Source organism: Microbacterium sp. K27, from assembly GCF_004794435.1.
In the GTDB taxonomy this organism is placed as follows: Bacteria; Actinomycetota; Actinomycetes; order Actinomycetales; family Microbacteriaceae; genus Microbacterium; species Microbacterium maritypicum_A.
The window spans coordinates 113908-140733 of record NZ_SSDK01000046.1; the positions used below are offsets into that span (position 1 = coordinate 113908).

25 protein-coding genes are annotated in these 26826 nt (G+C 69.5%); 8 read left to right on the plus strand and 17 right to left on the minus strand.

Going from position 1 to position 26826, the window contains the following annotated elements:
• Positions 1-3: 3 nt before the first annotated feature.
• Positions 4-687, plus strand: a complete 684-nt coding sequence (locus DW307_RS18320) for a hypothetical protein (RefSeq protein ID WP_240750725.1) — start codon at positions 4-6, stop codon at positions 685-687.
• Positions 688-714: 27 nt separating this feature from the next.
• On the opposite strand, the gene pth is transcribed toward DW307_RS18320, so the two are convergent.
• The gene (pth, locus tag DW307_RS16270) at positions 715-1296 is read right to left on the minus strand and encodes an aminoacyl-tRNA hydrolase (protein WP_021199721.1); all 582 of its coding nucleotides are present in this window, start codon (positions 1294-1296) and stop codon (positions 715-717) included.
• Positions 1297-1394: 98 nt separating this feature from the next.
• Complete coding sequence (locus DW307_RS16275; protein WP_021199722.1) at positions 1395-2009, minus strand: 50S ribosomal protein L25/general stress protein Ctc; 615 nt, start codon at positions 2007-2009, stop codon at positions 1395-1397.
• A 223-nt stretch (positions 2010-2232) separates the two neighbouring features.
• Between DW307_RS16275 and DW307_RS18365 the strand changes: the two genes are divergently transcribed.
• Positions 2233-2358 carry a hypothetical protein gene (locus tag DW307_RS18365; RefSeq protein ID WP_017828452.1) on the plus strand — a complete coding sequence of 42 codons (126 nt, stop codon included), beginning with the start codon at positions 2233-2235 and terminating at the stop codon, positions 2356-2358.
• A gap of 43 nt (positions 2359-2401) precedes the next feature.
• Here DW307_RS18365 and DW307_RS16280 read toward each other — a convergent pair whose 3' ends face one another.
• The 7 genes from DW307_RS16280 to DW307_RS16310 all read right to left on the minus strand — a co-directional run bounded on the left by DW307_RS16280 (position 2402) and on the right by DW307_RS16310 (position 8923).
• Positions 2402-2893: a gluconokinase gene (locus tag DW307_RS16280; protein WP_136025217.1), complete on the minus strand. Its 492-nt coding sequence runs from the start codon at positions 2891-2893 to the stop codon at positions 2402-2404.
• On the minus strand, positions 2890-3927 hold the full coding sequence (locus DW307_RS16285) for a zinc-binding dehydrogenase (RefSeq protein ID WP_136025218.1): 1038 nt from the start codon (positions 3925-3927) through the stop codon (positions 2890-2892). The genes DW307_RS16280 and DW307_RS16285 overlap by 4 nt, the downstream gene beginning before the upstream one ends.
• Before the next feature lie 16 nt (positions 3928-3943).
• Positions 3944-4675 (minus strand): fumarylacetoacetate hydrolase family protein, encoded by a 732-nt coding sequence (locus DW307_RS16290; protein ID WP_136025219.1) that lies wholly within the window; start codon positions 4673-4675, stop codon positions 3944-3946.
• Entirely contained in the window at positions 4675-5460 is a 786-nt protein-coding gene (locus tag DW307_RS16295; RefSeq protein WP_029265733.1) for an SDR family oxidoreductase, read from the minus strand. The genes DW307_RS16290 and DW307_RS16295 overlap by 1 nt, the downstream gene beginning before the upstream one ends.
• Entirely contained in the window at positions 5457-6875 is a 1419-nt protein-coding gene (locus DW307_RS16300; RefSeq protein ID WP_029260549.1) for an MFS transporter, read from the minus strand. Before DW307_RS16300 ends, DW307_RS16295 begins: the two co-directional genes overlap by 4 nt.
• A 146-nt stretch (positions 6876-7021) precedes the next feature.
• Complete coding sequence (locus tag DW307_RS16305) at positions 7022-7810, minus strand: IclR family transcriptional regulator (protein ID WP_029260548.1); 789 nt, start codon at positions 7808-7810, stop codon at positions 7022-7024.
• A 54-nt stretch (positions 7811-7864) separates the two neighbouring features.
• Positions 7865-8923: a D-2-hydroxyacid dehydrogenase gene (locus tag DW307_RS16310; protein WP_136025220.1), complete on the minus strand. Its 1059-nt coding sequence runs from the start codon at positions 8921-8923 to the stop codon at positions 7865-7867.
• Between the two features lie 99 nt (positions 8924-9022).
• Between DW307_RS16310 and DW307_RS16315 the strand changes: the two genes are divergently transcribed.
• Both DW307_RS16315 and gndA read left to right on the plus strand, forming a co-directional pair.
• Complete coding sequence (locus DW307_RS16315; RefSeq protein WP_136025221.1) at positions 9023-9913, plus strand: NAD(P)-dependent oxidoreductase; 891 nt, start codon at positions 9023-9025, stop codon at positions 9911-9913.
• Between the two features lie 56 nt (positions 9914-9969).
• A complete protein-coding gene (gene gndA, locus DW307_RS16320; RefSeq protein WP_021199731.1) occupies positions 9970-11424 on the plus strand; it encodes an NADP-dependent phosphogluconate dehydrogenase in 1455 nt (484 codons plus the stop codon).
• 74 nt (positions 11425-11498) lie between these two features.
• Here gndA and DW307_RS16325 read toward each other — a convergent pair whose 3' ends face one another.
• The 4 genes from DW307_RS16325 to DW307_RS16340 all read right to left on the minus strand — a co-directional run bounded on the left by DW307_RS16325 (position 11499) and on the right by DW307_RS16340 (position 15448).
• Positions 11499-12224 carry an ABC transporter ATP-binding protein gene (locus tag DW307_RS16325; protein WP_240750727.1) on the minus strand — a complete coding sequence of 242 codons (726 nt, stop codon included), beginning with the start codon at positions 12222-12224 and terminating at the stop codon, positions 11499-11501.
• A gap of 89 nt (positions 12225-12313) precedes the next feature.
• Entirely contained in the window at positions 12314-13786 is a 1473-nt protein-coding gene (locus DW307_RS16330) for an ABC transporter permease (protein WP_136025222.1), read from the minus strand.
• 103 nt (positions 13787-13889) lie between these two features.
• Positions 13890-14534, minus strand: a complete 645-nt coding sequence (locus DW307_RS16335; protein ID WP_231494492.1) for a bifunctional 4-hydroxy-2-oxoglutarate aldolase/2-dehydro-3-deoxy-phosphogluconate aldolase — start codon at positions 14532-14534, stop codon at positions 13890-13892.
• The gene (locus tag DW307_RS16340; RefSeq protein WP_021199735.1) at positions 14531-15448 is read right to left on the minus strand and encodes an SMP-30/gluconolactonase/LRE family protein; all 918 of its coding nucleotides are present in this window, start codon (positions 15446-15448) and stop codon (positions 14531-14533) included. Before DW307_RS16340 ends, DW307_RS16335 begins: the two co-directional genes overlap by 4 nt.
• 112 nt (positions 15449-15560) lie before the next feature.
• Between DW307_RS16340 and DW307_RS16345 the strand changes: the two genes are divergently transcribed.
• Positions 15561-16478: a dihydrodipicolinate synthase family protein gene (locus DW307_RS16345; protein WP_136025225.1), complete on the plus strand. Its 918-nt coding sequence runs from the start codon at positions 15561-15563 to the stop codon at positions 16476-16478.
• Complete coding sequence (locus DW307_RS16350; RefSeq protein ID WP_205810527.1) at positions 16475-17194, plus strand: SDR family NAD(P)-dependent oxidoreductase; 720 nt, start codon at positions 16475-16477, stop codon at positions 17192-17194. Before DW307_RS16345 ends, DW307_RS16350 begins: the two co-directional genes overlap by 4 nt.
• Positions 17195-17260: 66 nt before the next feature.
• Here DW307_RS16350 and DW307_RS16355 read toward each other — a convergent pair whose 3' ends face one another.
• Genes DW307_RS16355 through DW307_RS16365 form a run of 3 tightly spaced genes read right to left on the minus strand, consistent with a single transcriptional unit; the run spans position 17261 to position 20419 of the window.
• A complete protein-coding gene (locus DW307_RS16355; protein ID WP_021199738.1) occupies positions 17261-18574 on the minus strand; it encodes an extracellular solute-binding protein in 1314 nt (437 codons plus the stop codon).
• A 49-nt stretch (positions 18575-18623) separates the two neighbouring features.
• Positions 18624-19481 carry a carbohydrate ABC transporter permease gene (locus tag DW307_RS16360; protein WP_021199739.1) on the minus strand — a complete coding sequence of 286 codons (858 nt, stop codon included), beginning with the start codon at positions 19479-19481 and terminating at the stop codon, positions 18624-18626.
• Entirely contained in the window at positions 19481-20419 is a 939-nt protein-coding gene (locus tag DW307_RS16365) for a carbohydrate ABC transporter permease (RefSeq protein WP_021199740.1), read from the minus strand. Before DW307_RS16365 ends, DW307_RS16360 begins: the two co-directional genes overlap by 1 nt.
• A 227-nt stretch (positions 20420-20646) precedes the next feature.
• On the opposite strand from DW307_RS16365, the gene DW307_RS16370 reads away from it, so the two are divergent.
• Together DW307_RS16370 and DW307_RS16375 are read left to right on the plus strand one after the other, a co-directional pair.
• Positions 20647-21450 (plus strand): IclR family transcriptional regulator, encoded by an 804-nt coding sequence (locus tag DW307_RS16370; protein ID WP_021199741.1) that lies wholly within the window; start codon positions 20647-20649, stop codon positions 21448-21450.
• A 96-nt stretch (positions 21451-21546) separates the two neighbouring features.
• Positions 21547-22707 carry a mandelate racemase/muconate lactonizing enzyme family protein gene (locus DW307_RS16375; RefSeq protein ID WP_029265757.1) on the plus strand — a complete coding sequence of 387 codons (1161 nt, stop codon included), beginning with the start codon at positions 21547-21549 and terminating at the stop codon, positions 22705-22707.
• Positions 22708-22778: 71 nt separating this feature from the next.
• Here DW307_RS16375 and DW307_RS16380 read toward each other — a convergent pair whose 3' ends face one another.
• On the minus strand, positions 22779-26789 hold the full coding sequence (locus DW307_RS16380) for a golvesin C-terminal-like domain-containing protein (protein ID WP_136025226.1): 4011 nt from the start codon (positions 26787-26789) through the stop codon (positions 22779-22781).
• Between the last annotated feature and the right edge of the window lie 37 nt (positions 26790-26826).

Consider the following 26826-nt stretch of genomic DNA (forward strand, 5'->3'; position numbering starts at 1 on the left):
GGCGTGACTGATCCGCAGCTGCCTCCCCCGCCCGGTGCCGTGCCCTCCGACCCGTCTGCGTCGCCCGCGACCGGCGCGTTCCCGCCGCCGACCGCCCCCGGGTACCCTCCGGCAGCTCCCGCGTACCCTCCGGCAGCTCCCGCGTATCCCCCGGCGGGTGCACCGTATCCTCCGGCAACGCCCTCCGGCTACCCGGCAGCACCCGCGCCCGGGTATCCGGCAGCCCCTCCCGGGGCCTACCAGGTGCCTGTCGGCGGCTACGCCACCCCGGCCGGCGCCTATCAGGTGCCCGACGCCGCGACACCGTCCACCTCCGGACTCTTCGGAACACTTGCGCTGGTTCTCGCGCTCGTCGCGGCCGTGGTGCCGGCGATCGTCGTGGGCATCAGCGCGTTCGAGATCGGTCGGTTCCTCCCGAACGGCGCATCGGTCACCGCCGACGATCTCCGCGTGCTCACCCCTGTGCGGGATCAGGTGCTCTGGGCGGAGCTCTCCTTCTGGATCGGGACCGTCGTCGGCATCGCAGCGATCGTGCTCGGTATCGTCGCGATCGCCAAGAAGCGTGGCCGCGGCGCGGGAATCGCCGCTCTCGTGGTCGCCGTCCTGGCGTCGGTGATCTTCTTCATCGCCCTGGTCGTCGCGCTGACCGCGGGCGCTGCGACGGGCCTGTCGACCTATACGGCCTGACCGCGCCACGACCCCGCAGCGGCCGTCTCAGCGCGGCGCGTGGTGCTTCTGCTGTGCCGCGAGAAGGCCTTCGTCGACCAGCAGCTCGACCGCGTCGGCGGCGTCCGCGATGAGGATCGGCAGGTTCGGCCGCTCTTCCTTGCCGAACGGGGCGAGCACCCAGTCCGCGGGATCCTGACGCCCGACCGGACGTCCGATGCCCACCCGCACACGCGGAAAGTCGGCAGTGCTCAGCGCCCGTGCGACATCACGGACACCGTTGTGTCCGCCGTGTCCTCCCCCGGTCTTGAGCTTGACCGTGTCGAACGGGATGTCGAGTTCATCGTGTACCACGATCACCTGCTCTGGCGGCACCGAGTAGAACCGGGCCAGCGCCGCCACCGGGGTCCCCGAGACGTTCATGAAGGTGTTCGGCTTGGCCAGCACGAGCTTGTCCGCGCCGGGGCGCACCCATGTCTCGACGACGCGGGCTCCGCCCTTGTGCTCACGGAAGGCTTCGCCGCGCCGCGATGCCAGCTCGTCGACCACCATCTGCCCGATGTTGTGTCGCGTGGCCTCGTATCGCGGGCCGGGGTTGCCGAGCCCCACCACGAGCCAGGTCGATGCCATGTCGTCGTCCTCTCCCCGCCGGGTGCGCAGCCCAGGTCAGGATACGACAGAGGGGACGCGATCGGATCGCGTCCCCTCTGTGATGAATCAGTCGGAGGTCACTCCGCGGCGGCCTCTTCGGCAGCCTCGGTGGCCTCGCCGGCCTCGGCGGCCTCTTCGTCATCCTCGGTGGGTGCAGCCGGGACCGAGATCGCCACGACGAGGACCTCGGGGTCGGAGAGCAGCGTGGAGCCCTTGGGGAGCTTCACGTCGGCGCCGGTGATGTGCGCGCCCTCTTCCAGTCCCTCGACGGAGACCTCGATGTTCTGCGGGATGTGCGTGGCCTCGGCCTCGATCGACAGCGTGGTCGCGTCGAGGTTGACGATGGTGCCGGCAGCGGACTCGCCCGTGACGACGATCGGGACGTCGATGGCGACCTTCTCGCCCTTCTTCACGACGAGCAGGTCGATGTGCTCGATGATCTGGTGCACCGGGTCGCGCTGGACGTCCTTGACGAGGGCGAGCTGGCCCTTGCCCTCGATGTCGAGCTCGAGAAGCGCGTTGGCGCGACGGATGATGAGCGAGACCTGGTGGCCCGGCAGCGCGACGTGCACCGGCTCGGTGCCGTGGCCGTAGATGACGGCGGGGATCTTGCCGGCGGCGCGGAGGCGGCGGGCGAAGCCCTTGCCGAAGCTCTCGCGGAGCTCGGCCTGGACCTTGGTGTCTTCAGACATGGGTTCTCCTTCGGGACACGCAGCGAAGGCGCCGCGCGGTGGTCTTGGAATTTTCGAACTCGCTGACGCAGGAGGAAAGCCACCGGGCTTGCTTCGCCGCGTCGATAACGGATGTTCGCGCACGCGCAGAAGCATCCCTCGCCGAGGTACAGCCTCAATGGTACCGGATGACCCGATAGGCTGAGGACACCGGTCCTTTTTCTGCAGAACACGGAGAACCCCCATGCTCGACGGCGCCTTCCTCTCGCACGCACTCCTCTGGCTGATCGGCGCCATGACCGTGTGCGCAGCCGTCACCTCGTTCATCGCGCTGTTCGCGATGGGACGCTCGGGATACCGCAAGGACTGACCGCCGGCCGCAGAGCCGTTTCCGCACGCTCTGCCCCGAACTCTCAGCGCCGCTGTGCCGCTTCGGCGATGACGGCGGCCGCGGTCAGGACGTCCGCCGACTCGTCCACCCGGATTCCAGCCTCATCGGCCTCGAGCGATTCGAGCGTCTGGAGCTGCGAGTCCAGGAGCGCCGCCGGCATGAAGTGATCGGCCCGCAGCCGCATCCGCTCCTCGAGCACCGCGCGACCGATAGCGAGTTCGGCGAAGAACGTCTCGGGCGCTCCGGTCCGGATGACGTCGCGATAGACGCGCTTGAGCGCCGAGCACGCCACGACGACGCGGTCCTCACTCTGCAGCGTCTCGCCGACCAGACGGAGCCAGGGCAGCCGATCCGTGTCGTCCAGAGGCACCCCGGCCGCCATCTTGCGGACGTTCGCGGCCGGATGCAGATCATCGCCGTCGATGAAGCGCGCACCGAGGCTCTCGGCAAGGAACGCACCCACGGTCGACTTGCCCGAACCGCTCGGGCCCATCACGACGACGCGCACACTCATGCCTCCCGGCCGAAGTCGACGAGCACCTTGCAGGAACTCGCGGGGTCGGCGGCCAGTGCGAACGCGTCGAGCGCGTCGTCCACAGGCACCACCTGGCTGATGATACCGCGCACGTCGAGGCTGCCATCGGCGAGGGCGGCGATGACCTCGCCGAACTCCGCGCCGAAGCGGAAGGACCCCCGCAGCGTGAGCTCGCGAGTGATCGCCGTGGCCATCGGCGCGGGAACCGCGCCCCCGCGCTGGAGCCCCAGCATCACCACCGTGCCCCCGCGGACAGCAGCGGAGACGGCGGCGTCGAGCCCCGGAACCGTTCCGCTCGACTCGATCACGACATCGGCATACAGCTCGGAGATCTCGGTCTCGGCCCGCGCATCGATCGCTCGGATCCCGCGCGCCTCGGCGATCTCCCTCGGCCGCTGCTGCAGGTCGGTGACGGTCACGGAGGACGCGCCGGCACGCTGGGCGACGGCGGCGACGAGCTGACCGATGGGTCCGGCGCCGATCACGACCACTCGCCGGTCGCGCACATCCCCCGCCCTCTGCACCCCGTGCCAGGCGACGGCGGCGGGCTCTGCCAGCGCCGCCGTCTGCAGGTCGAGGCCGGAAGGAAGCGGATACAGCATGCGCGCAGGGAGCGCCACGCGCCGCGCGAAGGCTCCCTGCGTGTGCGGCAGGTGCATCGCTGACCCGAGATACGTCGAGGCCGGTGCGAGATTCGGATGCTCGGGGGGCCAGGGCGTGCGACCGTCGCCGTGCGCGGTGAGCGGATGGACGGCCACGGGGGTGCCGACGGCCGGTCCCGTGCCGTCGGCCGCAGCGACGGCCACGACCCCGGACACCTCGTGCCCGAGGATCATCGGCTCGCGCAGCACGGATGCACCGGCCGCGCCGTGCTGCCAGTAGTGGAGGTCGGATCCGCAGATGCCCCCGTAGGCGATGCCCACGACGGCCTCGTCCGGTCGGGGCGCCGGGGCGCCGATGTCATCGATCCGCAGGTCTTCGGCGGCGTGCGCCACCACGGCGAGGTTGTTCACCGCGCTCCTTCCTCGGTCACACGAAAGCCGTGACCAACTCGATCCCCGCCACTCTGACGGTCACGATCTGCCCCGGCCCCACGGGCGCCTGCGAGTGCGGAGCACCCGTCATGACGACATCGCCCGGGCCGAGCGGCGACCACGCGGCCACGTAGGCGAGGCAGTCGCGGATCGACATCGGCAGCTGCCGGCTTCCGGTCTCGGCGACCGGGCGTCCGTCGACCTCCACCTGAAGGCGCACATCGTCGATCCCGGCTGCGGTGTCGATCCAGGGGCCGAGCGGCGTATACCCCTCCCCCGACTTCGATTCGAAGTTTCGCGGATCGAACGCCGCGCGCTCCGGACTCGAGAGGTCGTTCACCGCGGTGACCCCGAGCACGTACTCGTGCGCGGTCTGCGCGGTCAGCCCCCGGGTCGGGCGGCCGATCACGACCGCGATCTCCCCCTCGGCGACCTGGCCGCCCGCATCGCGGCGCAGGACGACGTCGACACCGCCGGCGGTCACCGTCCGCGGGCTCTTGAGCCACGCCTGCACGGGAGAGACGTGGGCGGGTCCGTTCTGGGCTATGCCGACGATCACCAGCGGATCCACCGGCGCGATGACCGTGCCTTCGATGCGCGGCCCGGCATCCTCCGGCTCCTGCCCCTCGGCGAAGGCGACGAACGGATCCGTCACCGGGATCAAGCCGTCGGCCGCCTGCCGTACCCACCGGGGGCCTCCGGTGGTGGCGACTCGTCCGAGACGCATCAGACGACCGCCGTCATGCCGCCGTCGACGAACAGCGTCTGTCCATTGACGAAGTCGCTCGCGCCGCTGGCGAGGAACAGCAGGGCCCCGACGAGGTCCGCGGTGTCACCCCAGCGCCCGGCGGGTGTGCGCCCGCGGACCCACTCCGAGAACTGCTCGTCGGCGACGAGAGCCTTCGTGAGCTCGGTGGCGAAGTATCCGGGCGCGATCGCATTGGCCTGGATACCGTGCGGGGCGAGATCGGCGCACAGCCCCTTCGTGAACATCACGATCGCGCCCTTGGTCGCCGCATACGCCGCGATCGAGGGACGGGCGAGCTGCGACTGCACGCTGCCGATCTGGATGATCTTGCCCGAGCCGCGCGCGATCATCCCCGCGGAGACCCGTCGCGACAGGTGGAAGACGCTGGAGAGGTTGGTCTGCACGAGGGCGTCCCAATCCTCGTCGGCGAACTCGGCGATCGGCGCACGGCGCTGGACACCGGCGTTGTTCACGAGGATGTCGGGAGTACCGACCAGATGCTCCACCTCGCCCATGCCGGCATCCACCGCCGCCGCCTCGGTCACGTCGAAGACGACGCTGTGCACGACGGCTCCCGTGCCCTGTGCGATCACGCCCGCCGCCGCCTGCGCCTTCGCGGCATCGCGCCCGTGCACGACGACGGTCGCTCCTGCACCGGCGAGGCCCTCGGCGAGGGTCCTGCCGATGCCCTGACTCGATCCGGTGACGAGCGCCGTGCGCCCGGTCAGATCGAAAGCAGCGAGTCCCGCCGGCAGCGCCGTCATCGTCCGACGGCCTTGATCGACACCGTGGTGGCGAACACGTCGTCGCCGCCCTCCCCGCGCGAGACCTTGATCGCGTCGTCGACACGGGTGAGGTCACGGCGGAGGGTCTCGGGAGCGAGGAATGTCGACGCGGTGGTGATGAGGGCCAGCACAGCCATGTAGATGGCCAGGAGCACCCAGTTGCCGTCGCTCACCGCGATCAGGTAGGCACCGAGGACACCGGCGAGGCCACCGGCGAGCACGGCCGAGATCTCGCGGGCCATCGCCACGCCCAGGTAGCGGTGACGGTTTCCGAAGAGCTCGGGAAGCATGGCGCACTGCGGTCCGAGCATGCTGTTCACGGCGACGCCGATGCCGATCGCGATCACACCGATGGCCACGGCGTAGTTCCCGAGCGACAGCAGCCACCACGCGGGGAACGTGTAGACCAGCATGAAGACCGCTCCGAAGCGGTAGACGGTACGGCGCCCGAAGCGGTCGGAGAGGTGGCCGGTGAACGGCACGGAGAAGACGCCGATCAGCGAGCCGAGGGTGACGCCCCAGGTGAGCAGACTCTTGTCGGCGTTGTCGCCGACGACCGTGACGAAGAAGGCGAGACCGAGCGTCTGGAACATGTACGAGCCGCCGTTCTCGGCCATCCGCAGCCCCACGCCGACGATCACGCCGGGCAGGCCGTGGGTGAAGATCTCCTTGATGGGGCGGTCGGCGATCTGCTCGTGCTTCTCGAGCTCGATGAACGTCGGCGTCTCGCGCAGCCGCATCCGGATGAACAGCGCGAGCAGGATCAGCGCGAAGGAGGCGAGGAAGGGCACGCGCCATCCCCAGCTCAGCAGCTGGTCCTCGGGGAGCAGCGTGATCAGGCCGAACACCACCGCGGCGAGCAGTGTGCCCGCCTGGATGCCGACGAACGGGAGTGCCGAGAAGAAGCCCCGGCGCTTCACCGGCGCGTACTCGGCCATCAGCACCGTCGCCCCCGCCTGCTCGGCACCCGCTCCGAAACCCTGCAGCAGCCGCATCAGCACCAGCAGGATCGGTGCCCACACGCCGATCGCCGCGTAGGTGGGCAGCAGTCCGATCGCGGTGGAGGCGCCGCCCATCAGCACGATGGTCGCGACCAGGACCCACTTGCGCCCGAGCTTGTCACCCAGGACGCCGAAGAACAGGCCGCCGAACGGACGCGCGAGGAATCCGACGCCGAAGGTCGCGAACGCGGCGACCGTCGCCATCGCCGGGTCATCCTGCGGGAAGAACAGCACATTGAAGATCAGCGCCGTGGAGAGGCCGTAGAGCGCGAAATCGAAGTACTCCAGCGCGCTGCCGATGCTCGACGCGAGGGTCGCGCGGCGCAGGTTCGCCGCGTATTCCGGGTCATCGGACGCTGCTCGGGGTGAGGTGCGGGGGTCTGTCACGGCCATCTCCTTCGATCGGCTTCGCCTGCGGCGTTCCCCGACTGTACCAGCCCGTTGGATTGTGTTCAACCCTTTGGACCGACTTCGCGTCCCGCCGCAGGCACGCAAAAGGACCACCGCGCCCTGCGGGCGCGATGGGGCGCAGGAGGGCGTCAGTGCCGAACGGCTGAGCTGAAGGGGTTCGTCAGCGCGGCGGCGGCGTCCCGCAGCGCCTCACCCACCCGCTCGATGCGCTCGTAGTCGGCCTCGGCGGCACGGATCGCAACACCGAGCGCGAGCGGCGGGTCCGTCGGCGCCCAGCCTTCCAGGGGCACCGCGACGCCGACGATGCCGCGGAAGGACTCCTCGGCATCGAGCGCCCAGCCCCGTCGACGGGCGGTCGCCAGCACCTCCAGCAGCCCCGGCATGGTCGTCGCGCTCCGCTCGGTGAGCTGAGGGAAGACGGCATCCTCACCGAGGAGCTCGACCACTTCAGCGTCACTCATCGCCGCCAGGAGCGCGCGCCCCGTGGCCGACAGCGGCGCCGGAAGCCGCGAGCCGAGCGGGGTGCCCAGCCGGAGCGAGCGCGACCCCTCATGTCGCGCGAGATACAGCGCATCGGTGCCATCGAGCATCGCGACCTGGACCAGCTCGGAGGCGAGCTGCGGCGAGGCCTCGCACACGCTGTAGAACTCCCGCACCTGGTTGAACTGGGCAGCGAACGCACCGCCGAGCTCGGCCGTGCGCACCCCGAGACGATAGCCCTGCGGGGTGCGATCGATCATGCCCCCGGCCTCGAGCGCCAGGCAGAGGTTCGCCGTCGACGACTTCGCCAGCCCGAGTTCCCCCGCGAGCTCGGTGAGCGTTCGTGGACCCCCGGACTCGGCGAGGATGCCGAGCAGGCGGATGCTGCGGGTCACGGCAGGTGCGGGGTCGCGCCCTTCGCGGGTGTCATCATCCATGGCCGCACCTTCCGACAGCGGGGAGCCACAGGCGCTCGATCACCTGTGGGCCGATCAGTAGAACTCGACCGTATCGACCACGGCGGTCAGCGGCTCGCCATCGAGCAGGCGCGCCGCGTTCTCCGCGAAGCGACGGGCGATCCGCTCCTCCTCCTTGGAACTGAGGGCGGCGGTGTGCGGGCTCACGAGCACGTTCGGATGCGACCACAGCGGCGACGCACCGTCGAGGGGCTCCTGCTCGAAGACGTCGAGCGCGGCGAAGGCCACGCGGCCGTCGTCGAGCGCACCGAGCAGAGCGCTCTCGTCGATCACGGTGCCGCGGCCGACGTTGGTGATGATCGCGCCGGGTTTGACCGCATCGAACACGTCGGCGCCGATCAGATGGTGCGTCTGCGCCGTGCCCGGAAGGGTGACGACGATCGCGTCGACGTGGGCCACCGCGTCGGTCAGCTCGTCCAGCGGCACCAGGCGATCCACTCCCGCCACCGGCTGCCCGGAGCGCGTCGTCCCCCACACCCGTGCGCCGAGCGCATGGAAGCGTCGCGCGCACTCCGTGCCGATGCCGCCCAGACCGACGACCAGCACCGTCATCTCGTCGAGCTGACGCATCTCCCAGCGGTCCGGCCAGGTACGCGTGCCCTGATCCGCGAGCAGGCGCGGAAGGTTCTTCGCGCCGGCCATCACTCCGAACACCGCGAACTCCGCGAGCGGGCCCCCGTGCACGCCGGCACTGGTGGTGAACACGATGCGATCGAGAGCGGCTCGGTCGAGACCCGCGGCCTTGACCGAGGCCCCGCCACCGGCGGCTGTCGTCATGACCCAGCGCAGATGCGGGTTCGCAGCGACGGTGCGAGCCAGCGCAGCGGCGTCCACGTCGGGGATCCCGAAGAGCACGTCGGCGGAGTCGACCAGTTCGTCGAAAGCCTGCTGCGCGCTCGGCGTGCGTACGTACTCCGGGTCGCCGGACCAGTCGGCCGGTCCGCGCATCGGCGGCAGGAGTGCGTGATCGCGGACCACCTCGAGGCGAGGCTCGAGCTCCTCGATCAGTCGACACAGGCGTTCCGGCAGCGGCACCGCCACGACGGCGCGCAGTTTCTTCTCGGTCCCCGTCATGCTGGTCCCCTCCCTCGGGAAGTCTGGATCCCTCACCTTAGCCCAGTTCCACCCTGTTGGACACTGTTCTATCTGTTGGATTGTTGCTACCGTGTGCGCATGAGCATCTCATCCGTCACCGTCGGCGTCGTGGGCCTCGGCGCCATGGGCCGCCCCATGGCCGACCGCCTGCTCGCCGCCCACGGGGGGCTCGTCATCCATGCGCGCCGCCCGCAGCCGGAACTGCTGGCCGCCGGCGCCTCGTGGGCGCCGACACCACGCGAGCTCGCCTCCAGAGTAGACGTCCTGCTCATGATGCTGCCCGACCTCCCCCCGTTCGAAGCCATGCTCGACGGTCCCGACGGGCTGCTCGCCGAAGCCGGAGACCTGCTCATCCTCATCGGGTCCACCTCTTCTGCTCCCGCCGTCCGTGCGCTCGCGGACCGCGTCGGAGCGCAGACGGGCGGCAGGGTCAGGATCGTGGACTGCCCGGTCTCGGGTGGGGAAGACGGAGCGGTCGCCGGGACCCTCTCGATCATGCTCGGCGGCGACCCGGACGATGCCGCCGTCGCCGCCGAGGTGCTCGCGCCCTGCGGAACCCCTGTGCTGCTCGGACCACTCGGGGCCGGCGAGGTCGCCAAGGCCTGCAACCAGCTCGTGGTGTCGGCGACGATCATGGCGCTCGGCGAGGCCACCGTGCTGGCCGAGCGCTCCGGACTCGACCTCGATGCGCTCTGGTCGCTGCTCTCGGGCGGCTACGCCGGCTCGCGCCTGCTCGACAGTCGTCGCGAGAAGCTCGTCACCGGCGACGACTCCCCCAGCGGCATCGCGCAGTACATGGTGAAGGACCTCGGCTTCGCGGCCGACATCGCCGAAGCCACCGGCACCTCACCCGTCCTGCTGCCCACCCTGCGTGCGGCCTTCGACGAACTGGTCGCCGCCGGGCTCGGAGACCGCGACATCGCGGTGTCACGACGCTTCATCGCCTCTCGTGACACAGGTGGCCACTGACCTCCCGTACAGCGATACGCTGAAACCACCCCTTCTTCACGATCGAGGAGCCTTCTGTGCCCGAAGCATCAGCGAACATCGGAGTCGTCGGACTCGCCGTCATGGGATCGAACCTCGCCCGCAACCTCGCCAGCCGCGAGGGAAACACGGTGGCGATCTTCAACCGCAGCTACGAGAAGACCCAGACGCTCCTCGACGAGCACCCCGAGGCCGGATTCGTCCCGGCCCACACCTACCAGGAGTTCGCCGACTCGCTCCAGAAGCCGCGCACCGCGATCATCATGGTCAAGGCCGGCGGCCCGACCGATGCGGTGATCGACGCGCTGGTCGAGGTGTTCGAGCCGGGCGACATCATCGTCGACGGCGGCAACGCGTACTTCCCCGACACCATCCGTCGCGAGAAGGCGGTCCGCGAGACCGGCATCAACTTCGTCGGCGCCGGCATCTCCGGCGGCGAGGAGGGTGCCCTCACCGGCCCCTCCATCATGCCCGGCGGCTCTGACGAGTCGTGGGTCACGCTCGGACCGATCCTGAAGTCGATCGCCGCGATCGCCGAGGGCGAGCCGTGCGTCACGCACGTCGGCCACGACGGCGCCGGGCACTTCGTCAAGATGGTGCACAACGGCATCGAGTACGCCGACATGCAGCTCATCGCCGAGGCCTACGACCTCATCCGCCGCGGCACGGGCAAGTCGCCGGCCGAGATCGCCGAGATCTTCGCCGAGTGGAACAAGGGCGAGCTCGAGTCGTACCTGATCGAGATCACCGCAGAGGTGCTCCGCCAGGTCGACGCCGAGACCGGCAAGCCGCTCGTCGACGTGATCCTCGACCAGGCCGGCGCCAAGGGCACCGGAGCCTGGACCGTGCAGACCGCGCTCTCGCTCGGTGTCCCCGTCTCCGGCATCGCCGAGGCGACCTTCGCCCGCTCGCTCTCGTCGCACCCCGAGCAGCGCGCCGTCGCCGGCGGCCTCCCCGGCCCCGACGAGGAGTTCACGGTCTCGACCGAAGACACCGAGCAGTTCATCGAGGATGTGCGCCTGGCGCTCTACGCCTCCAAGATCGTGGCCTACTCGCAGGGCTTCGACGAGATCCGGGCGGGGGCGGCCGAGTACGGCTGGAACATCGACCTCGGCGCGATCTCGAAGATCTGGCGCGGCGGTTGCATCATCCGCGCCCAGTTCCTCAACCGGATCGCCGACGCCTACGCGGCGACCCCCGACCTGCCCGTGCTGATGACCGCACCGTACTTCGCCGAGGCGCTCACGCGTGGCCAGGCATCGTGGCGTCGCGTCGTCGTGACCGCGGCCCAGGCGGGCATCCCGGCTCCGGCGTTCTCGTCGTCGCTGTCGTACTACGACGGCATCCGCGCCGACCGCCTCCCCGCCGCGCTCGTGCAGGGACAGCGCGACTTCTTCGGTGCGCACACCTACAAGCGCATCGACAAGCCGGGCACGTTCCACACGCTGTGGTCGGGCGACCGCACCGAGATCGAGGCGGAAGACACGCACTGACGTCCCGTCGTCGAAGGGCCGGATACCGCGAGGTACCCGGCCCTTCGTGCACCATGGTGGTGCCATCCCACCGCCTACCTCGTGATGTCCTGGACGACACCCTTCGTGAGGCGCAGACGCCGTGTCGCGCGTCGCGCCACCGCCGAGTCGTGCGTCACCACGATGATCGTGATCCCCTCGGCGCACAGCGATTCGAGAAGCGTCAGGATCTCGTCGCGCATGCTCTCATCGAGGTTGCCCGTCGGCTCGTCGGCCAGGAGCACCCGCGGCCTCTTGACGAGGGCGCGCGCGATCGCGACGCGTTGCTGCTGACCTCCGGAGAGCTCGGCGGGCCGATGGTCGCCTCTGTCGTCGAGACCGACGTGGGCGAGAGCCTCAGCGACCCTCATGCGCCGCTCTCCCTTGTCGAGATCGAGGGGCTCGAGCGCCATGTCGACGTTCTCCGTGGCCGTGAGCGTAGGGATCAGGTTGAACCCCTGGAACACGAATCCGAGCTCCTCCGCCCTGAGGCGTCCGAGTTCCTTCGCCGAGGCCGACGCGAGTTCGCGGCCGTCGAGCAGGAGGGAACCCGTCGTCGGCGTGTCGAGCGCACCGAGCAGTTGCAGGAGCGTGGACTTGCCGCCGCCGGTGGGGCCCTGGATCGTGACGAACTCGCCGGGCATGATGTCGAGGTCCACACCGGTCAGCGCTTTCACGATGCGCCCCTTCTGCGTGTACGTCCGGGTCACGCCCGTGACGCGGTAGATCGGCTGCGCGTGCCCGCCTCGGGGCGCCGTCTGCTCGAGGTCTGCGATGGTCATGTGCGTCTCCTGCTCGTGGGTCGTCGGCTTCCGGGTTGTTCGGATCGGGGGTGGCGGGTCGTGCCGGACGTCGCCCGCGCGTGCGGTGATCATGCGACCGACCGCAGGGCTTCCGCCGGGCTGAGACGCGCGGCGCGCCAGCCGCCGAACGCTCCGGCGACGAGTCCGCCGAGCACCGCGAGACCGACGGCGGCGACCAGCACCCCGGGGGTGAACGGCGCCTGGAGCACGACATCCGCCGCGGCGGTCTGGAGTATCCCTCCACCTCCGGTCGGTCCCCCGCCCATGCCCCCGCCGATGGCACCGGGACCCGCGCCCTGGCTCGCACCGCTCGCAGCGACCGTGGGCCTCAGGACGTTGATCAGCACGATGCCGGCGATACCCAGGACGAGGCCGACCGCTCCCCCGATCAGCCTCTGCACCATGGACTCTCCGGCGACCTGACGGACGACCCTGCCGTTCGACCAGCCGATCGCCTTGAGCGTTCCGAACTCCCTGGTGCGACGCCCGACGCCCGACAGGGTGAGCAGCACCGAGAGCAGCACGGCGACGGCGAGCACGATGATCGAGAGCCAGGTGCCGAGGTTCGTGATCAGTGCGGTCGCGCTGGAGAGCGAACCGGAGACGGTCGCGGCGAGCTCGGACTGCGAGGTGACGGTCGCATCGGGGAGCGCGTCGGCCAATGCGGACTGCACGGCCTCGATCGAATCGGCCGAATCCGCCTGCACGTAGACGGTGGAGATGACGTCGTCCACTCCGGCGAGCGTCTGCGCGGTGCGCAGCGGCAGATAGACGTTCGCGGCCGTATCCGCGCTGTCCGAAGTCGAACCGAGGATGCCGACGACCTCCACATCGGAGCCGGCGACATCGATCGTGTCTCCCACCGCGATCTCATTGGTACCCGCGTAGGTGCTGTCGACGAGGGCGACGAGCGCCTCGGCATCATCGGCGTCGAACCCGCGTCCGTCCGTCACCTCGGCCGACGCGAGCGGACCGACCGAGGTCGCTGCGGGGTCGATGCCGAGCACGGAGAAGGAGTCGACTCCGAAGGATCCTCCTCCGCCGCCCTGTCCGGCGTCCGGTGCGGTCTGCCCCTCCTCGGGCGCGGCCGGCTGCTCGCCGTCCTGCGGAGCGAATCCACCGCTGGGCAGCTCACCGGAGAAGGTGGCGTTCGTGAGGCTGAGCGCCCCGGATGCCGCGGCGACCCCGTCCGTGGCGGTGACGGTGTCGAGCACCGATGAGTCGAGCGTGCCGCGCAGGAAATCGGTCCGCAGCGTGGACTGCGCGAGCTTGGTGGTCTCGCCGTCGCTCTGACCTGCATCCGCGTCGAAGTCGAAGCGCGGCCCTTCGCCTTGGCCGGGTTCGGCGGGCTCGCCCGTCACGGTGAGATCGGTGCCGACGCCGTAGACGGAGGCGAGGGCCTGCGCCTGCGCGTCCCGCACTCCCGCCGTGAGGGCGTTGACCACGATCACGAGGGCGATCGCGATCGCCAACCCGATCGCGACGATCATCGTCTGCTTCTTGCGGCCGGCGAGTTCGCGCCGCAGATACGTTCCGTACATCTCTCTCCTTCCGCCGCGGCCATCGCGGGGCGAGATCGACGTTAGGAATCGCGCATATGCGAGATCGAGGGGCCGATGATGAGGAACCTATGGAGTGCGCCGGTCACCCCGCGCGCACGGCCTGCATGAATGCCCCGGCGCGGACGGCGAGCGCGTCGAGATCGCCGCCGGGACTCGCCGCATCGCCGACGAGAGGCCCGCCCACCCCGATGCCGAACGCCCCGGCGGCGAGGTACTCGGCGACAGTGTCGACGCGCACCCCTCCCACGGGGATGATCCGCGCCTGCGGGAAAGGATCGCGGACGGCGCGGATGAAACCAGACCCGAGCGCCGATGCGGGGAACAGCTTCACCGCTGCACTGCCGAGGTCGTGGCCGCGCTGGATCTCGGTGGGCGTGTACACGCCCGGGAGCACGCCGATGCCCTGACTGACCGCATACGGGACGGATGCACTGAGGGTGGGCGTCACCATGAACTGCGCTCCGGCGGCGACGGCGCGTTCGACATCCGCCTCATCGAGCACGGTACCGGCGCCGATCAGCGCTCCGTTCGGCGCGTCCTGCACGACCTGGGCGATCGCCTCCTCCGCGTCAGGCAGGGTGAGTGCGATCTCGAGGGTGAGCACGCCCGCCGCGAGCAGCGTCCGCGCCGCGCCGACCGTGGCGTCGACATCCGTCCCCCGCAGGATCGCGACGAGTCGGGTGCGGCGCAGGCGTTCCTGCAGCTGCGCGTTGTCCACGGTGCTCACGAGGCCCCCTCCTCGATCGAACCGGCCGCCGTCGTCGCCGGCACCGCGCCTCGCCATGGGAACGCGGGTGCGCCGCCGACCTCCACCTCCACGCCGAGCAGTGCCCCGTCGGCGTCGGCGGGATCGGTCAGTCCGATGCTCGCGGTGGTGATCACCAGCAGCCGGTCGACCAGAGCCACGGCTGTCGGCCGCTTCGCCGGAAGGACGATCGTCTCCAGGAGCTCCCCGGCCGGCGAGTAGCGGCGCACCTCGGACGCATCCCAGACCGCGACCCAGAGCATACCGTCGAGGTCGATCGTCATGCCGTCGGGGTTGCCTCCTTCGACCCGGCACACCGTGCGGCGGTTCGAGAGCTCTCCGTCCGGCGCCACATCGAACGCCTCGATGCGGCGATGCGGGAGCGTGTCGATGTAGTAGAGCGTGGCACCGGTGCGGTCGAAGGCGAGGCCGTTCGACACGGTGATGCCGCCGAGGCGCGCGACGGGCTCCCCGTCGGGACCGAGGCTCCACAGTGTGCAGTGCGGGTCGCGGGGCATGGCCTGGCTCCCCACCCAAAAGCGCCCGGACGGATCGCCCCCGCCATCGTTCATGTAGTCGCCGGGTCCCGCGATGTCGTCGGTGATCGGCGAGACGACGCCATCGTCGCTCACGTGGACGACGCGGCGGTCGACGCCGACCAGCCACCCCGTGCCCGGCTGCGCGAGCGGGATCGGGGCACCGATCTGCGCGCCGACGACGACCGCGGCCTCGGGAACGACCGTGATGCCCTCGATGCGTCCGCGGTGCAGCGAACCCGTCGCCATGTCGATCCAGAGGAGGCTGCCGTCACGGGCATCCCAGCGTGGAGATTCGGCCTGGACGTAGCGGGCGTCGGAGAGGATCTCGACGGTGCGGGCGGCCTGAGGGTGCGACATCCGGGTCATCCTTCTCTGGTAGGTCATAACCGTTATGTGGCAGACTATCTCACAATATGCATAACACTTGCGAGAAATGTGGATACACGATGATGAAGCGGGGAAACAGCTGATGGCTCCGACACTCCACGGCTTGATGCCCATCCTGGCGACGCCTTTCGACGAGTCGGGTGCCCTCGACCGCGAGAGCCTGCGCCGACTGGTCGAGTTCCAGCTCGCGTCCGGAGTCGACGGCGTCGCCGTCTTCGGAATGGCGAGCGAGGGCTTCGCGCTCACCACCGAGGAGCGCCGCACGATCCTGGACGATGTCGTCCGTGTGGTCGAGGGCCGGGTGCCCGTGATCGCCGGCGTCAACGGCACGTCCACGGCGACCTCGATCGAGCAGGCCCTCCTCGCGGAGGAAGGGGGCGCTGATGCCCTCATGGTGCTTCCTCCGTTCATGGTGAAGCCGCCCGCCGGGACGCTCGTCGACTTCTACGGAGATGTCGCCGACGCCACCTCCCTCTCGGTCATGGTGCAGGATGCCCCCGGCGTCACCGGCGTCGTGATGGCCCCTGCGCTGATCGCCGAGATCGCCCGCCTCGAGGGCGTCGACTCCGTCAAGGTCGAAGCCCCGCCGACCGCGCCCAAGGTCGGCGCGGTCGTCTCGGCGATCGACGATCCGAACTTCGCGGTGCTCGGTGGACAGAATGCGCAATTCTGCCTGGAGGAGTATGCCAGGGGCGCCGTCGGCACGATGCCGGCCTGCGAGTTCCCCGACCTCCTCGGTCCGGTGCTCGCGCAGTTCACGGAGGGGCGCGTCGACGAAGCCCGTGCCGAGTTCCGTCGTATGCTCCCTCTCGTGCTGATCGGTCTGCAGGGCGGCATCGCGTGGGCGGTGCACAAGGAGGTCCTCGTCGCGCGCGGCGTGATCGACCACGCGACGGTGCGCTACCCGGCTTCGCGCCTGGACGCCGGCAGCCGTGCATCGGTCAAGCTGGTCATCGACGAGCTCGCCCTTCCGCCCATCCCCACCGCGGTGCGCGTGTGACCCGCCGCGGCGTGCTGCTGATCGGCGGCAGTTCCGACATCGGTCTCGCGATCGCCCGCGCCTTCGTCGACGGTGGAGACGCCGTCGTCGGGGTGGGGCTCGAAGACTCCGACGATCCCGTCTTCGAGCGATACCTCGTCGCGGACTGCAGCCGACCGGAGGCCGCCGACCGCGCCGTCGCGGATGCGGAGCAGGCGCTCGGCCGACTCGACGTCATCGTGCTCGCGGCCGGCCGCATGCCGATCGCCCGCGCGGAGGCGACGAGCGACGAGGACTGGCGCGGCGCGCTCGGCGCCACGCTCGACTCGGCGTTCTTCGTGGCACGAGCCGCTCTCCCCCGCCTCGCATCGGGGTCGTCGATCGTCGCGGTGACCTCGGTCAACTCGTCCCTCGCGGCTCCTGCCCTCCCGGCCTATGCGGCCGCGAAGGCCGGTGTGGACGGCCTCATCCGCCAGCTCGCCCTCGACTACGGCCCCCGTGGCATCCGCGTCAACGCCGTGCAGCCTGGCAGCATCTCGGCCGTCGACACCGGAGAGAGCGAGGGCTACCCGCTCGGGCGCATCGGGCGCCCGGAGGAGGTGGCTTCGGTCGTGGCGTTCCTCGCCTCCGACGCCGCATCCTTCGTCACCGGCACCTCGATCGCCGTCGACGGCGGTCTGTCGATCTCCTCGCCCGCCGCCTGGCTGAAGCCGGTGCTGCGGGAACGCTGGCTCTGAGCCGCTCGTTCCCACGAAGAAGGCCGCGTCCCCATCGGGACGCGGCCTTCTGACTCTGCGATCCGCTCAGGCGTTCGCGTCGAGCAGACCCTGCACTTCCTTCTTCAGCGCGTTGAGGCCGGCCTGCACCTCGACCTGACCGGCGAGGATCGTCGCGACCCCCGCTCCGATGGCCGCATCGATCTGCGCGGTGACCGCGACGCGGTCCCAGGCGGCGCCACGGGCGTGCTCGGAGACCTCGGTGCGGAACGCGCCCTGGAACTTGTCTGCCGCGAGGGCCGGGATCTTGTCGGCGACGCTCTTGGCGGCAGGTGCCACCGCGGAGTTCTCGTACAGCGCGGTCGCCGCTTCGACATTGGTCGCGGCGTAGAGGATGAAGTCACGGCTCGTGAGCTCTCCCTCGCCCGCCGTCGCGAAGACACCGCTGCCCCAGGCCCGGTTGAACGAATCCTTGCCCCCGGCGGTCGGACGCGAGATCGCGCCGATGTTGTCGATGATGTTCTGGGCGGCACCGTTCGTTTTGACGAAGGTCGATGCGAGCGGGGCGTCGTCGTACAGGGCCGCCCGTCCGCTCGCGAACAGGATGCGGGCATCGCTGCGCGCCACGTTCGTCTGCGTCAGCCCTGCGTCCTGCAGGGACTTGTACCAGGTGACGGCCTTCACGCTCTCGGCGTCGCCCAGGGTGCACTTCAGATCGTCGGTGACGACGTCGCTGCCGAAGCCCCACATCCACGGGACGGCGTCCTTGAGGTCGGGGTTCTTGGTGACGGCGGCGTACGGGATCAACGAGGAGTCCTGCTTCTTGATCTTCTCGAGCGCCGTGGCGAACTGCTCCACGGTCATGCCCGACTTGATGCCGACGCTCTTCGCGATCTCTCCGTTGGTGATGATGCCGATGCCGGCGGCCGTCAGGGGCAGCACGAGCAGCTTGCCGTCCATCGTGTACGAGTCGAGCACACCCTGCGGGATGCCGAGCCCCTTCGCGAGGTCGGAGAGGTCGGCGAGCACGTTCATGGGGGTGAGCACCTGCCACCCGCCCGACTGTCCGACGCCCATGAGGTTGCCGGAGCGTCCGGTCAGCGCCAGCTGGGTGGCCGCCTGATCGTACGGGTAGATCACGGGGGCGACCTTGACGCCCTCCTGCTTCGAGAATCCGTCGAGGATGCCCTGCCATGCCGACTTCAGGGCCTCCTCGCCGAGCGAGTTGCCGTAGAAGTTGATGGTCTTGGCCTTCGTGGCCCCGGCGGCCGTGGCTCCGGCACCGGTGCCGGGGGCGGCGGGAGTGGCACAGCCGGCGAGCGCGAGAGCGCCGAACGCGGCGAGGACCGTGCCGCCTCCGAGGAAGGCTCGGCGGCTCAGCTGCGAGTTCGAGATGTTCATGAGACTGCTCCTTCGGGATGAGGGGGACGAGCTGTTCTGCGGTGCATCGCTAGCCCTTGACCGCTCCGGCGGCAAGGCCGGAGACGAAGTAGCGCTGCAGGAGGATGAAGATGATGACGAGCGGGAGGGAGGTGATGAGGGACGCCGCCATGAGTGCCGGCCAGTCGGCCGTGCCCTCACGGATGAACGCCTGGGTGAGTCCGGCGGGCAGAGTCTGCTTGTCGGGGCCGGCGAGCGTGAGGGCGAAGAGCAGATCGCTCCAGCCGCGCATGAACGCGAACATGCCCGCGGTGATGAGACCGGGGACCACGAGCGGGAACACGATGCGGAACATCGTGCCCGTGCGCGACAGGCCATCGACCTTCGCCGCCTCGATGATGTCGTCGGGGAGGGCGTCGATGATGCCCTTCAACAGGAACACCGCGAGCGGCAGTGTGAACGTCGTGAACGAGATGATCAGCGCCGTGTAGGTGTACAGCAGCCCGGCCGAGCTCAGCATCAGGTACAGCGAGATGAGCAGAAGGGCGCCGGGGATCAGCTGGCCGATGAGGAACATGAACATGACGGCGTTCCGGCCGCGGTAGCGGAACTTCGACAGCGAGTACGCCATCAGGCCGCCGACCAGGACCGCGAGCAGAGCGGTTCCGGTGGAGACGATGATGCTGTTCATGAGGTTCTTCAGCAGCAGGTCGTTCTGGAAGAAGCCGACGAAGTTCTCGAAAGTCGGGTCGACCGGGAAGAACGGACGGTCCAGGGAGAAGACGTCCTCCTTCTTCGTGAACGCGGTCGCCGTGAGCCAGTACACCGGCAGCAGGCCGAACAGAGCGAGGAGCAGGAGCAGCACGCGCCCCGGGATGGACAGGTGGGGGCGGATGATCGACTCCCCCACATCGCGACTACGGCGCATCACTTCTCCAGCCGTCGGTTGAGGAACAGGTATCCGGTCGTGATGATCGCGAGCAGGACGAGCCAGAGTGTGCCCATGGCCGAGGCCTTGCCGAGCTCGTAGCTGCCGAAGGCCAGGTCGTAGAGGCTGACCGCGAGCGTCGTGGTCGAATTGCCGGGCCCGCCGCCGGTCATGACGAAGATCGTGTCGAAGTTGCCGAAGTTGTAGATGAACTCGAGCACCGCGACGAGGGTGACCGGGCCGGCGATGTGCGGCAGCGAGATGTGGCGGAACCGCTGCGCACGCGTCGCACCGTCGATCGTGGCCGCCTCGATCTGCTCGCTCGGGAGGGTCTGGAGCACCGCGAGGGCGACGACCATGATCCACGGGAACGAGTGCCAGGTCTTGGCGATGACCACGGCGGCCATCGCGCCGGTCGGGGTGCCGAGCATGCTGACCTCCGGCAGGCCGAAGACCGAGAGCACGTGGTTGACGACGCCGTAGCTGTCGTTGAAGATCCACGCCCAGAGGAAGGAGACGACCACGCCGGGGAGCAGCCAGGGCAGCATGAGAGCGCCGCGCAGGATGTTGCGTCCGCGCATGCGGGCGTTCAGCAGCAGGGCGAGAGCCACACCGAGCACGAGGGGGAAGACCGTGGAGAGCGACGCGAACACGAGGGTCGTGCCGAGCCGGGCGAAGAACTCCTCCCACACGGCCGCATAGTTGTCCAGACCCACGAAGGTGCGCTCGGGACGCAGGAGCGATTGATCGAACAGGCTCGTGAAGATGCTCGACACGAGGGGGAAGATCGCGATCACGAGGAACAGCAGGACCGCAGGAAGTGCGATCATGAAACCGAAGGTGCGATCCTTCGCGCCCAGCGTGGAGCGTCGCCCGGAGCGTGGCTCGACGGCCTTCTGCTCGCTCTCCGCGGGCCGCTCGAGTATGGCTTGTTGCATTGCAGTCACTTTCCAGTAGAGACGACCCCCGGGGGCCCTGCGCGTCGTCGTCACAGTCGTCAACGTCGACGTGCGGCCAGTTAACCACAATGCGGATGCGAAATCCACAAAATGCATAAGACACCCACATTTGTGTTGCTCGAAGCCATTTCACTGCATAAGATGACTGGCAGCGGCGACCAGCCGCAGCGTCGCATCCGCGGCGGCAGTACTGAGGAGGAGTGACCATGGCATCGGAATCGGTGGGCGGCACCCAGACCGTCGAACGGGCGATGTCGTTGCTCGCATGCTTCACCGAGGAGTCCGGCGAGCTGAGGGTCTCCGAACTCTGCACGCTCACCGGGCTCGGCCAGTCCACCGTCTCGCGCATGATGTCGGCACTCGACCGCATGAAGTTCGTGGTGCAGGACGCCCGCACCGGCCTCTACCGCCTGGGACCGGCAGCCGTGGCGCTCGGCACGATCGCCCTCAACGGCTCCCCCATCTTCCGCGCGTCGCGGCAGATCGCCCAGAACCTCGCCCGCAAGATCGAGATCGGCGTGAACGTCGCCGAGCTCAGCGGCTTCACCTTCACCTACCTCTGCAACTTCGAAGGCGCGCTCGCGCCCAAGTCCTTCGCGATGGCCGGACGCACCGGCCCTCTGCACGCCACCGGCCTCGGCAAGGCCCTGCTCTCCGGCATGACCGATGAGCAGGTGGACGAGTACTTCGCCCAGACGCCTCAGCGCTTCACCCCTCATACGATCGTCGACCGTGCAGCCATGCAGCTCGCCCTCGACGAGACCCGCAGCCGGGGCTATGCGACCGAGATCGAGGAGCTCGCCTTCGGACGCGCGTGCATCGCCGCCCCCATCCGCAACCGCGCGGGTGAGATCGTCGCCGGGCTCTCCGCGAGCGGTCCCCTCTCGGTGCTCGATCTGCACGCCCCGCACCAGGAACTCGCGCTGCAGCTGATCGAAGCGGCCGACGAGATCTCCGTGGCTCTCGGCTACAGCCCCTCCCGCACCGCGTCGGCCTTCGCCGCGCTCTGACTCCTCCGCCGCGACGCGGCCCCCTGATCCGATCCTGATCCCTGACCGCGGCACCAGCCGCCGGCCGCTCGCCCCTCGATGTCTTTGGAGACCCCTGTGAGAATCACGCGCGTCCAGACCTTCCCCCTCTACCTGTCGAAGGAGGAGGCGAACAACTCCTACGCCGGCGACACCGCAGTCGACCACCGCGGCTACGTGATCCGCCCGCCCTGGCGGAGCCTCTACTCCCCCGGCTACGAGACCCTGCTGGTGAAGATCGAGACCGACGAGGGTCTCGTGGGCTGGGGCGAGGCGCTGGCGCCGGTCGCCCCCGTCGTCGCCGCGGCGATCGTCGACAACCTGCTCACCCCCCTCATCCTCGGTGAGGACCCACGCTCGGTGCGCACGCTCTGGCACCGCATGACAGAGTCGATGCGCGAGCGCGGGCACCTCACCGGCCACCAGGCCGACGCCATGGCAGCCGTCGACATCGCCCTGTGGGATCTCTGGGGCCATGCGACCGGCCTCTCGGTCTCCGAGCTCGCCGGGGGACGCTTCCACGAAGTGCTGCCGACCTATGTCTCCGGGATCCGCGGTGTCGACGACGTCGAGCGGGCGGAGAAGGCGGCCGAGCTCGTCGAGGGCGGCGTGCGCCGCATCAAGCTGCACCTCGGCGTCGACATCCGCACCGACCTCGCCACCTACGACGCGGTCCGGGGTGTGCACCCCGACCTCGACGTCGCGCTCGACGCGCACTGGACCTACCGGCTCGGCGAGGCGCGGGCCCTCGGTCGGGAGCTCGACGACCGGAGGGCATGGTTCTTCGAGGCGCCGCTGGCTCCCGAAGACGTCGAGGGACACCGCGACCTCGCGACCGCGCTCGCCACCCCCATCGCGGTGGGCGAGGCGATGCGCAGCCGCTTCGAGTTCACCGACTGGCTCACCCGCCGCGCTGTCGGCCTCACGCAGCCCGACATCGGCCGCACCGGCATCACCGAGGGGCTCGCGATCGCGGCAGTCGCCGACGCGTTCCACGTGCAGGTCGCCCCGCACCACTCGGCCGCCTTCGGCATCGCGATGGCTGCCGGCGTGCACGTCGCGGCGAGCGCCACCTCGCTCCTCGCGTTCGAGTACCAGCCGTTCACGCTCCCGGTCGCCAACCGCCTGCTCACGACACCGCTCGAGGTGCGTGCCGACGGCGGGTTCCTGGTCCCGACCGGTCCCGGCCTCGGCGTGACCGTCGACGAGGACGCGATCAAGGAGTACGTGCGGCACTGACGCCCCTCCGCACCCACCACGAAGGGGTGGCCCGGCCGGATCTCTCCGGCCGGCCCACCCCTTTCGTCATGTCAGTCCCCGATGCGCACGAACTGCGCCGCGCTGACGCGGTGGATGCTGGTGTTGCGGACCTCGAGCCGCACTGTTCCGGTCGCACCGGCCGCGTAGCGGAACGAACCCAGCGATCGCCACGCTGCAGCGCCCTGGGTCTGATCCACGATCACCTCGGAGCTGCCGTTCTGATGCTCGACGACGTAGGCGGCCGCGGTCGTGGTCGTGGGGTTCGTCGGGTACCAGACCGAGACGCGGTAGAGCCCCGCCTGCGGAAGGTCGACGTTCCACGTCACGGTGCTGCCCACGGAGTCGGAGTCGCTGTAGCGCGTGCGCGTGCCGTTCCAGCCGGAGAGTCCACTGGGGTACCAGTTGCCCGATTCCAGGTAGCCCGGCCACGGCGACTGCGTGTGTGCGATCACGCCCTCATCGGCGACGCGCACGAGCACTCCGCGTCGCAGAGTCTGGTCCAGGCGCGCCTCGAATCGGGTCGACGATCCCGGCGCGACGCCGGCCCCTGCCGTCACCGTCCAGGTGTGGGTCAGATCCGACCTCGGCGGCACCGTGATCGTCGCACTCTGCTGCCCGACGCTCCACCCGGTGAGGCCGTAGAGCGCGAGCGTGCCCTGCAGCGGGGTGACCCCGGTGTTGATGACGAGTGCCGTCAGCTTCGCGACCGCGCCGGGACCGCTGACGATCTCGACGTCCGAGGTGAGCGACACCAGGCGGCGACGGTCGATCACCTCGATCGCGGCGGGGCGCAGCGTCACGGGGTCCTCGCCGGCGACCGACAGCTTCGCCTTCACCTCGACCTCGCCGAGCGCCGCTGCGGTCGCGATGACGGCCGCGGACTCGACCCGCGCGGAGCCCTGCGCGGGAACGGAGATCGCCGGGACGGCACCGTCGAGGCTCCAGCCAGACGGCAGGGTCACAGCCACGGTGCCGGTGACGGGGTCGTCCGTCGCATTGCGCACTTCGATGATCAAGGGAACCCGGTCTCCCGCGGTTCCGGTCGCCTGCGCGATCACATCGCCCGCCAGCCCGGGGTTGGCCCCGCTGATCCGCGACGGCAGCTGGAGGGTGACCTCGGGCGTGGTCGTGCCCCCGGAGGTGATCGTGTACCGGAACGTCTTGGTGAGGTCGTCGACGGGGATCGTCCACTCGAACGGGTACGCCTTCTGCGGAGCCTGCTGCACCGCCTGCGCACCGATGCGGTACGACAGCGTGGCCTGCTGCTCGGTGTCGATCTGCACGTAGGCGTCGTACCCCTGCCCGTCGGGACGCACCAGAAGCATCCCGCGCGCGACCCCGTACTCGGTGGCGGGGTCGGAGTCGATCTCGTGGAAGCTGTCGCGCCCGTGATCGACGACGTCATCGAACGGCAGCCCCGGCCGCTGCACCGTGACGTTCCGCACCACCAGGGCCAGCAGTCCGCGTGCGGGCACCGTGACGGTGACGCGACCGTTCTGGGCCGCCGAGGTCGAGCGGGCGCCGTTCGCGGCGACCACCTCGACCGCGGTCGACGAGCTGCGGGGCAGGCCGGTGAGATCGGTGGAGAGGTCGATGACCACCTGCTGCGCGGTGCCCGCGGAGTTGGTGAGGCTCACGTACAGGGCACCGTTGCCGACGCCGCCGATCCAGTTGACCAGAGGGTTGTCGACCCCGATGAGCCCCTCGGGGAAGTACGGCCACACGCCGTCCTCGCCGAAGAACGTTCCCGGCGCATGACCGTAGGCGAAGAACTTGAAGTAGGCGAAGTCGGCCTCGAACACGTGCGGGAACTCGATCGCGCCGGCGCTGCGGTAGAAGCTCTCGCTGATCAGGTAGTCCATCGCGAGTCCGAGCTGGGCGGGCGCGTGGTGGAAGTAGTAGCCCGTGATCCCCACCGGACCGCTCGTCGCGAAGTCGGGCTTCATGTGCGCGACCTGGAACTGCCGTCCGTAGTAGCCGGGATACGTGGTGAACCGTCCGATCACCATGTTGTGCGCGATGTCAGCGAGCAGCTCGTCTCCGGTGTGATGTGCCAGGCGCAGCAGAGCTCCGGCCCAGCACGGGTTGAACACGTAGCCGCCGCCCGGGTTGGTCAACGTGCTGACACCGAGCTTGAACGACGACAGCGCCTCGAACGTCAGGCCGGAGGGCGAGACGTACCAGGCCGGCACCGTCTCCGTCGGAACGTTCGTCGTCGGGTACGACGGGAGCGACGAACGCGACTCCCAGTCGTACTGCTGCTTGATGACGGCTCCGACCGGGACCGTGACGTTCGTGTCGGGAACCGGGCGCACCGCCGTCTGCGTGATGAACCGTTGCACCTCGCGATATGCCCCGTCGAGGAACTCGGTCTCGCCCGTCGCCTCGAACATCTCCAGAAGGTCGACCCAGTACTTCGAGAAGCTGTAGGCGAAGCCTCCCGGCGGTTGGCCGTTGCTGCGATACGGCGTGAGGATCTGCTCCTGCGCATACCTCCGGGCGATCAGCGTCGCCTCCGCCAGATAGGCGGGATCCCCCGTGACGCGGTAGGTCGCCAGCGCGTTCGAGAACGGCGCCCTGCTCTGCCCGACCACGCCCGCCTTGGTCGCCTGCACCGCAAGCCGCTGGATGCCGGCGTTGCGGCCGTGCGTGAGCTGGTAGAGCGACGCGAGGTTCACGGCATCGGTGGGGATCTTCCCGATCCGGTACTGCGTCTTGTCGTTGTACACCGGGCTGCCGATCATCGGCGTGTGCCCGATGCCCTTGCGGGAGAGCTGGTACTCCACGAGCGGACGCGCGCGACGGTCGTAGAGCGTGCTGTCGGCGGTCCCGGTCAGGTAGTGCGCGGCGAGCACGACTCCGCTGGCCGCCGTGCGGACCGCATCCTCGTTCTCGACGTCGACGAATCCCTTGGCGCGGTTCCACCAGCCCGAGTACGACGGCACGTAGTCGACGGAATCGTCGCCGCTCGGCTCGACCGCGATCAGGGCGGTCATCGCGTGCACCGCGTCGGTCAGCGAACGGTCGTACACATTGCGCCGATACGCGGTGAGGCCGTACTCGTTCCGGCACAGCTGCGTGTAGGTGCCGTACAGGGTGTCGGCTCGAGCGGCGATGCCGAAGGCGAAGCCGCGCTGCTGTCCGACCGTCATGGCCGTGCGCAGCCCGGGCTGCGGCGAGTACATGGACGGCACGATGTCGAGGCTGTCGTTGCGCAGGCTCATGCCGTACGGCTGCCGATCCGACATGAGCTGCCGTTCGTGCACGAACTCGGCCACCTCCGACGGCAGGTACACACCCGAGGTGACGGCGACGTCGCCCACGGAGTACTGCGTCAGCGCCATCGGGGCGAAGAGCTCCCACGCTCCCAGGGGCGCGGAACCGTCGAGCACCGAGAGCGCGTGCTGGTACGAACCGCACAGCACCTCGTCGAGGTCGTCGAGCGACTTCGCATCCTGGCTCTGATAGCCGACGATGTAGTCCCCCGCGGTCTTGGCCGTCACCACGTAGTGCGCTTCAGGATGGGCGCCCTCCAGGCGCCACCGCACGACCAGGTCGACATCGTCGGTGCTCGTGGTCAGCTCGATCGCCTGCGGCCCGAGCACCTGGAACGAGGTGAATCCGAGCCAGCTGGGCGTGAGCGGTCCGTACAGCTCCGGCGCGCTCCCCGACGGCAGCGTCCCCTCCAGCACCAGCCACTGCTCGTCGAACCGGTGGGCGGGATCGGTGATCGCCAGCCAGCCGCCGTTGCGCTTGACCTCGAGATCGCGCACGATCGTCGCCCCGCCGTCCCAGGTGGCCTGGAAGAACGTCATGCGGTGGTCGTCCCCGACCAGCTGTGCGACCTGGGTGAATGCCAGGTTCGGCTTGTCCAGGCGACGGAGGGCATCGGCGTAGACCCCTCCCGACGTCGTGAGTTCTGTCGCGGCGGCGGGGGCCGAGCCGTAGGGCGAGCCCAGCACCGGAGGAAGCACACCGGCGATCACGAGCATGCGCAGCACGGAGCGGCGGCTCCACAGCAGGGGATGGTCTTCGGCTCCGTTGCCATCTATTGAATCCATGATGCACATAATGCAATTCATATGCGATCATGTCAAT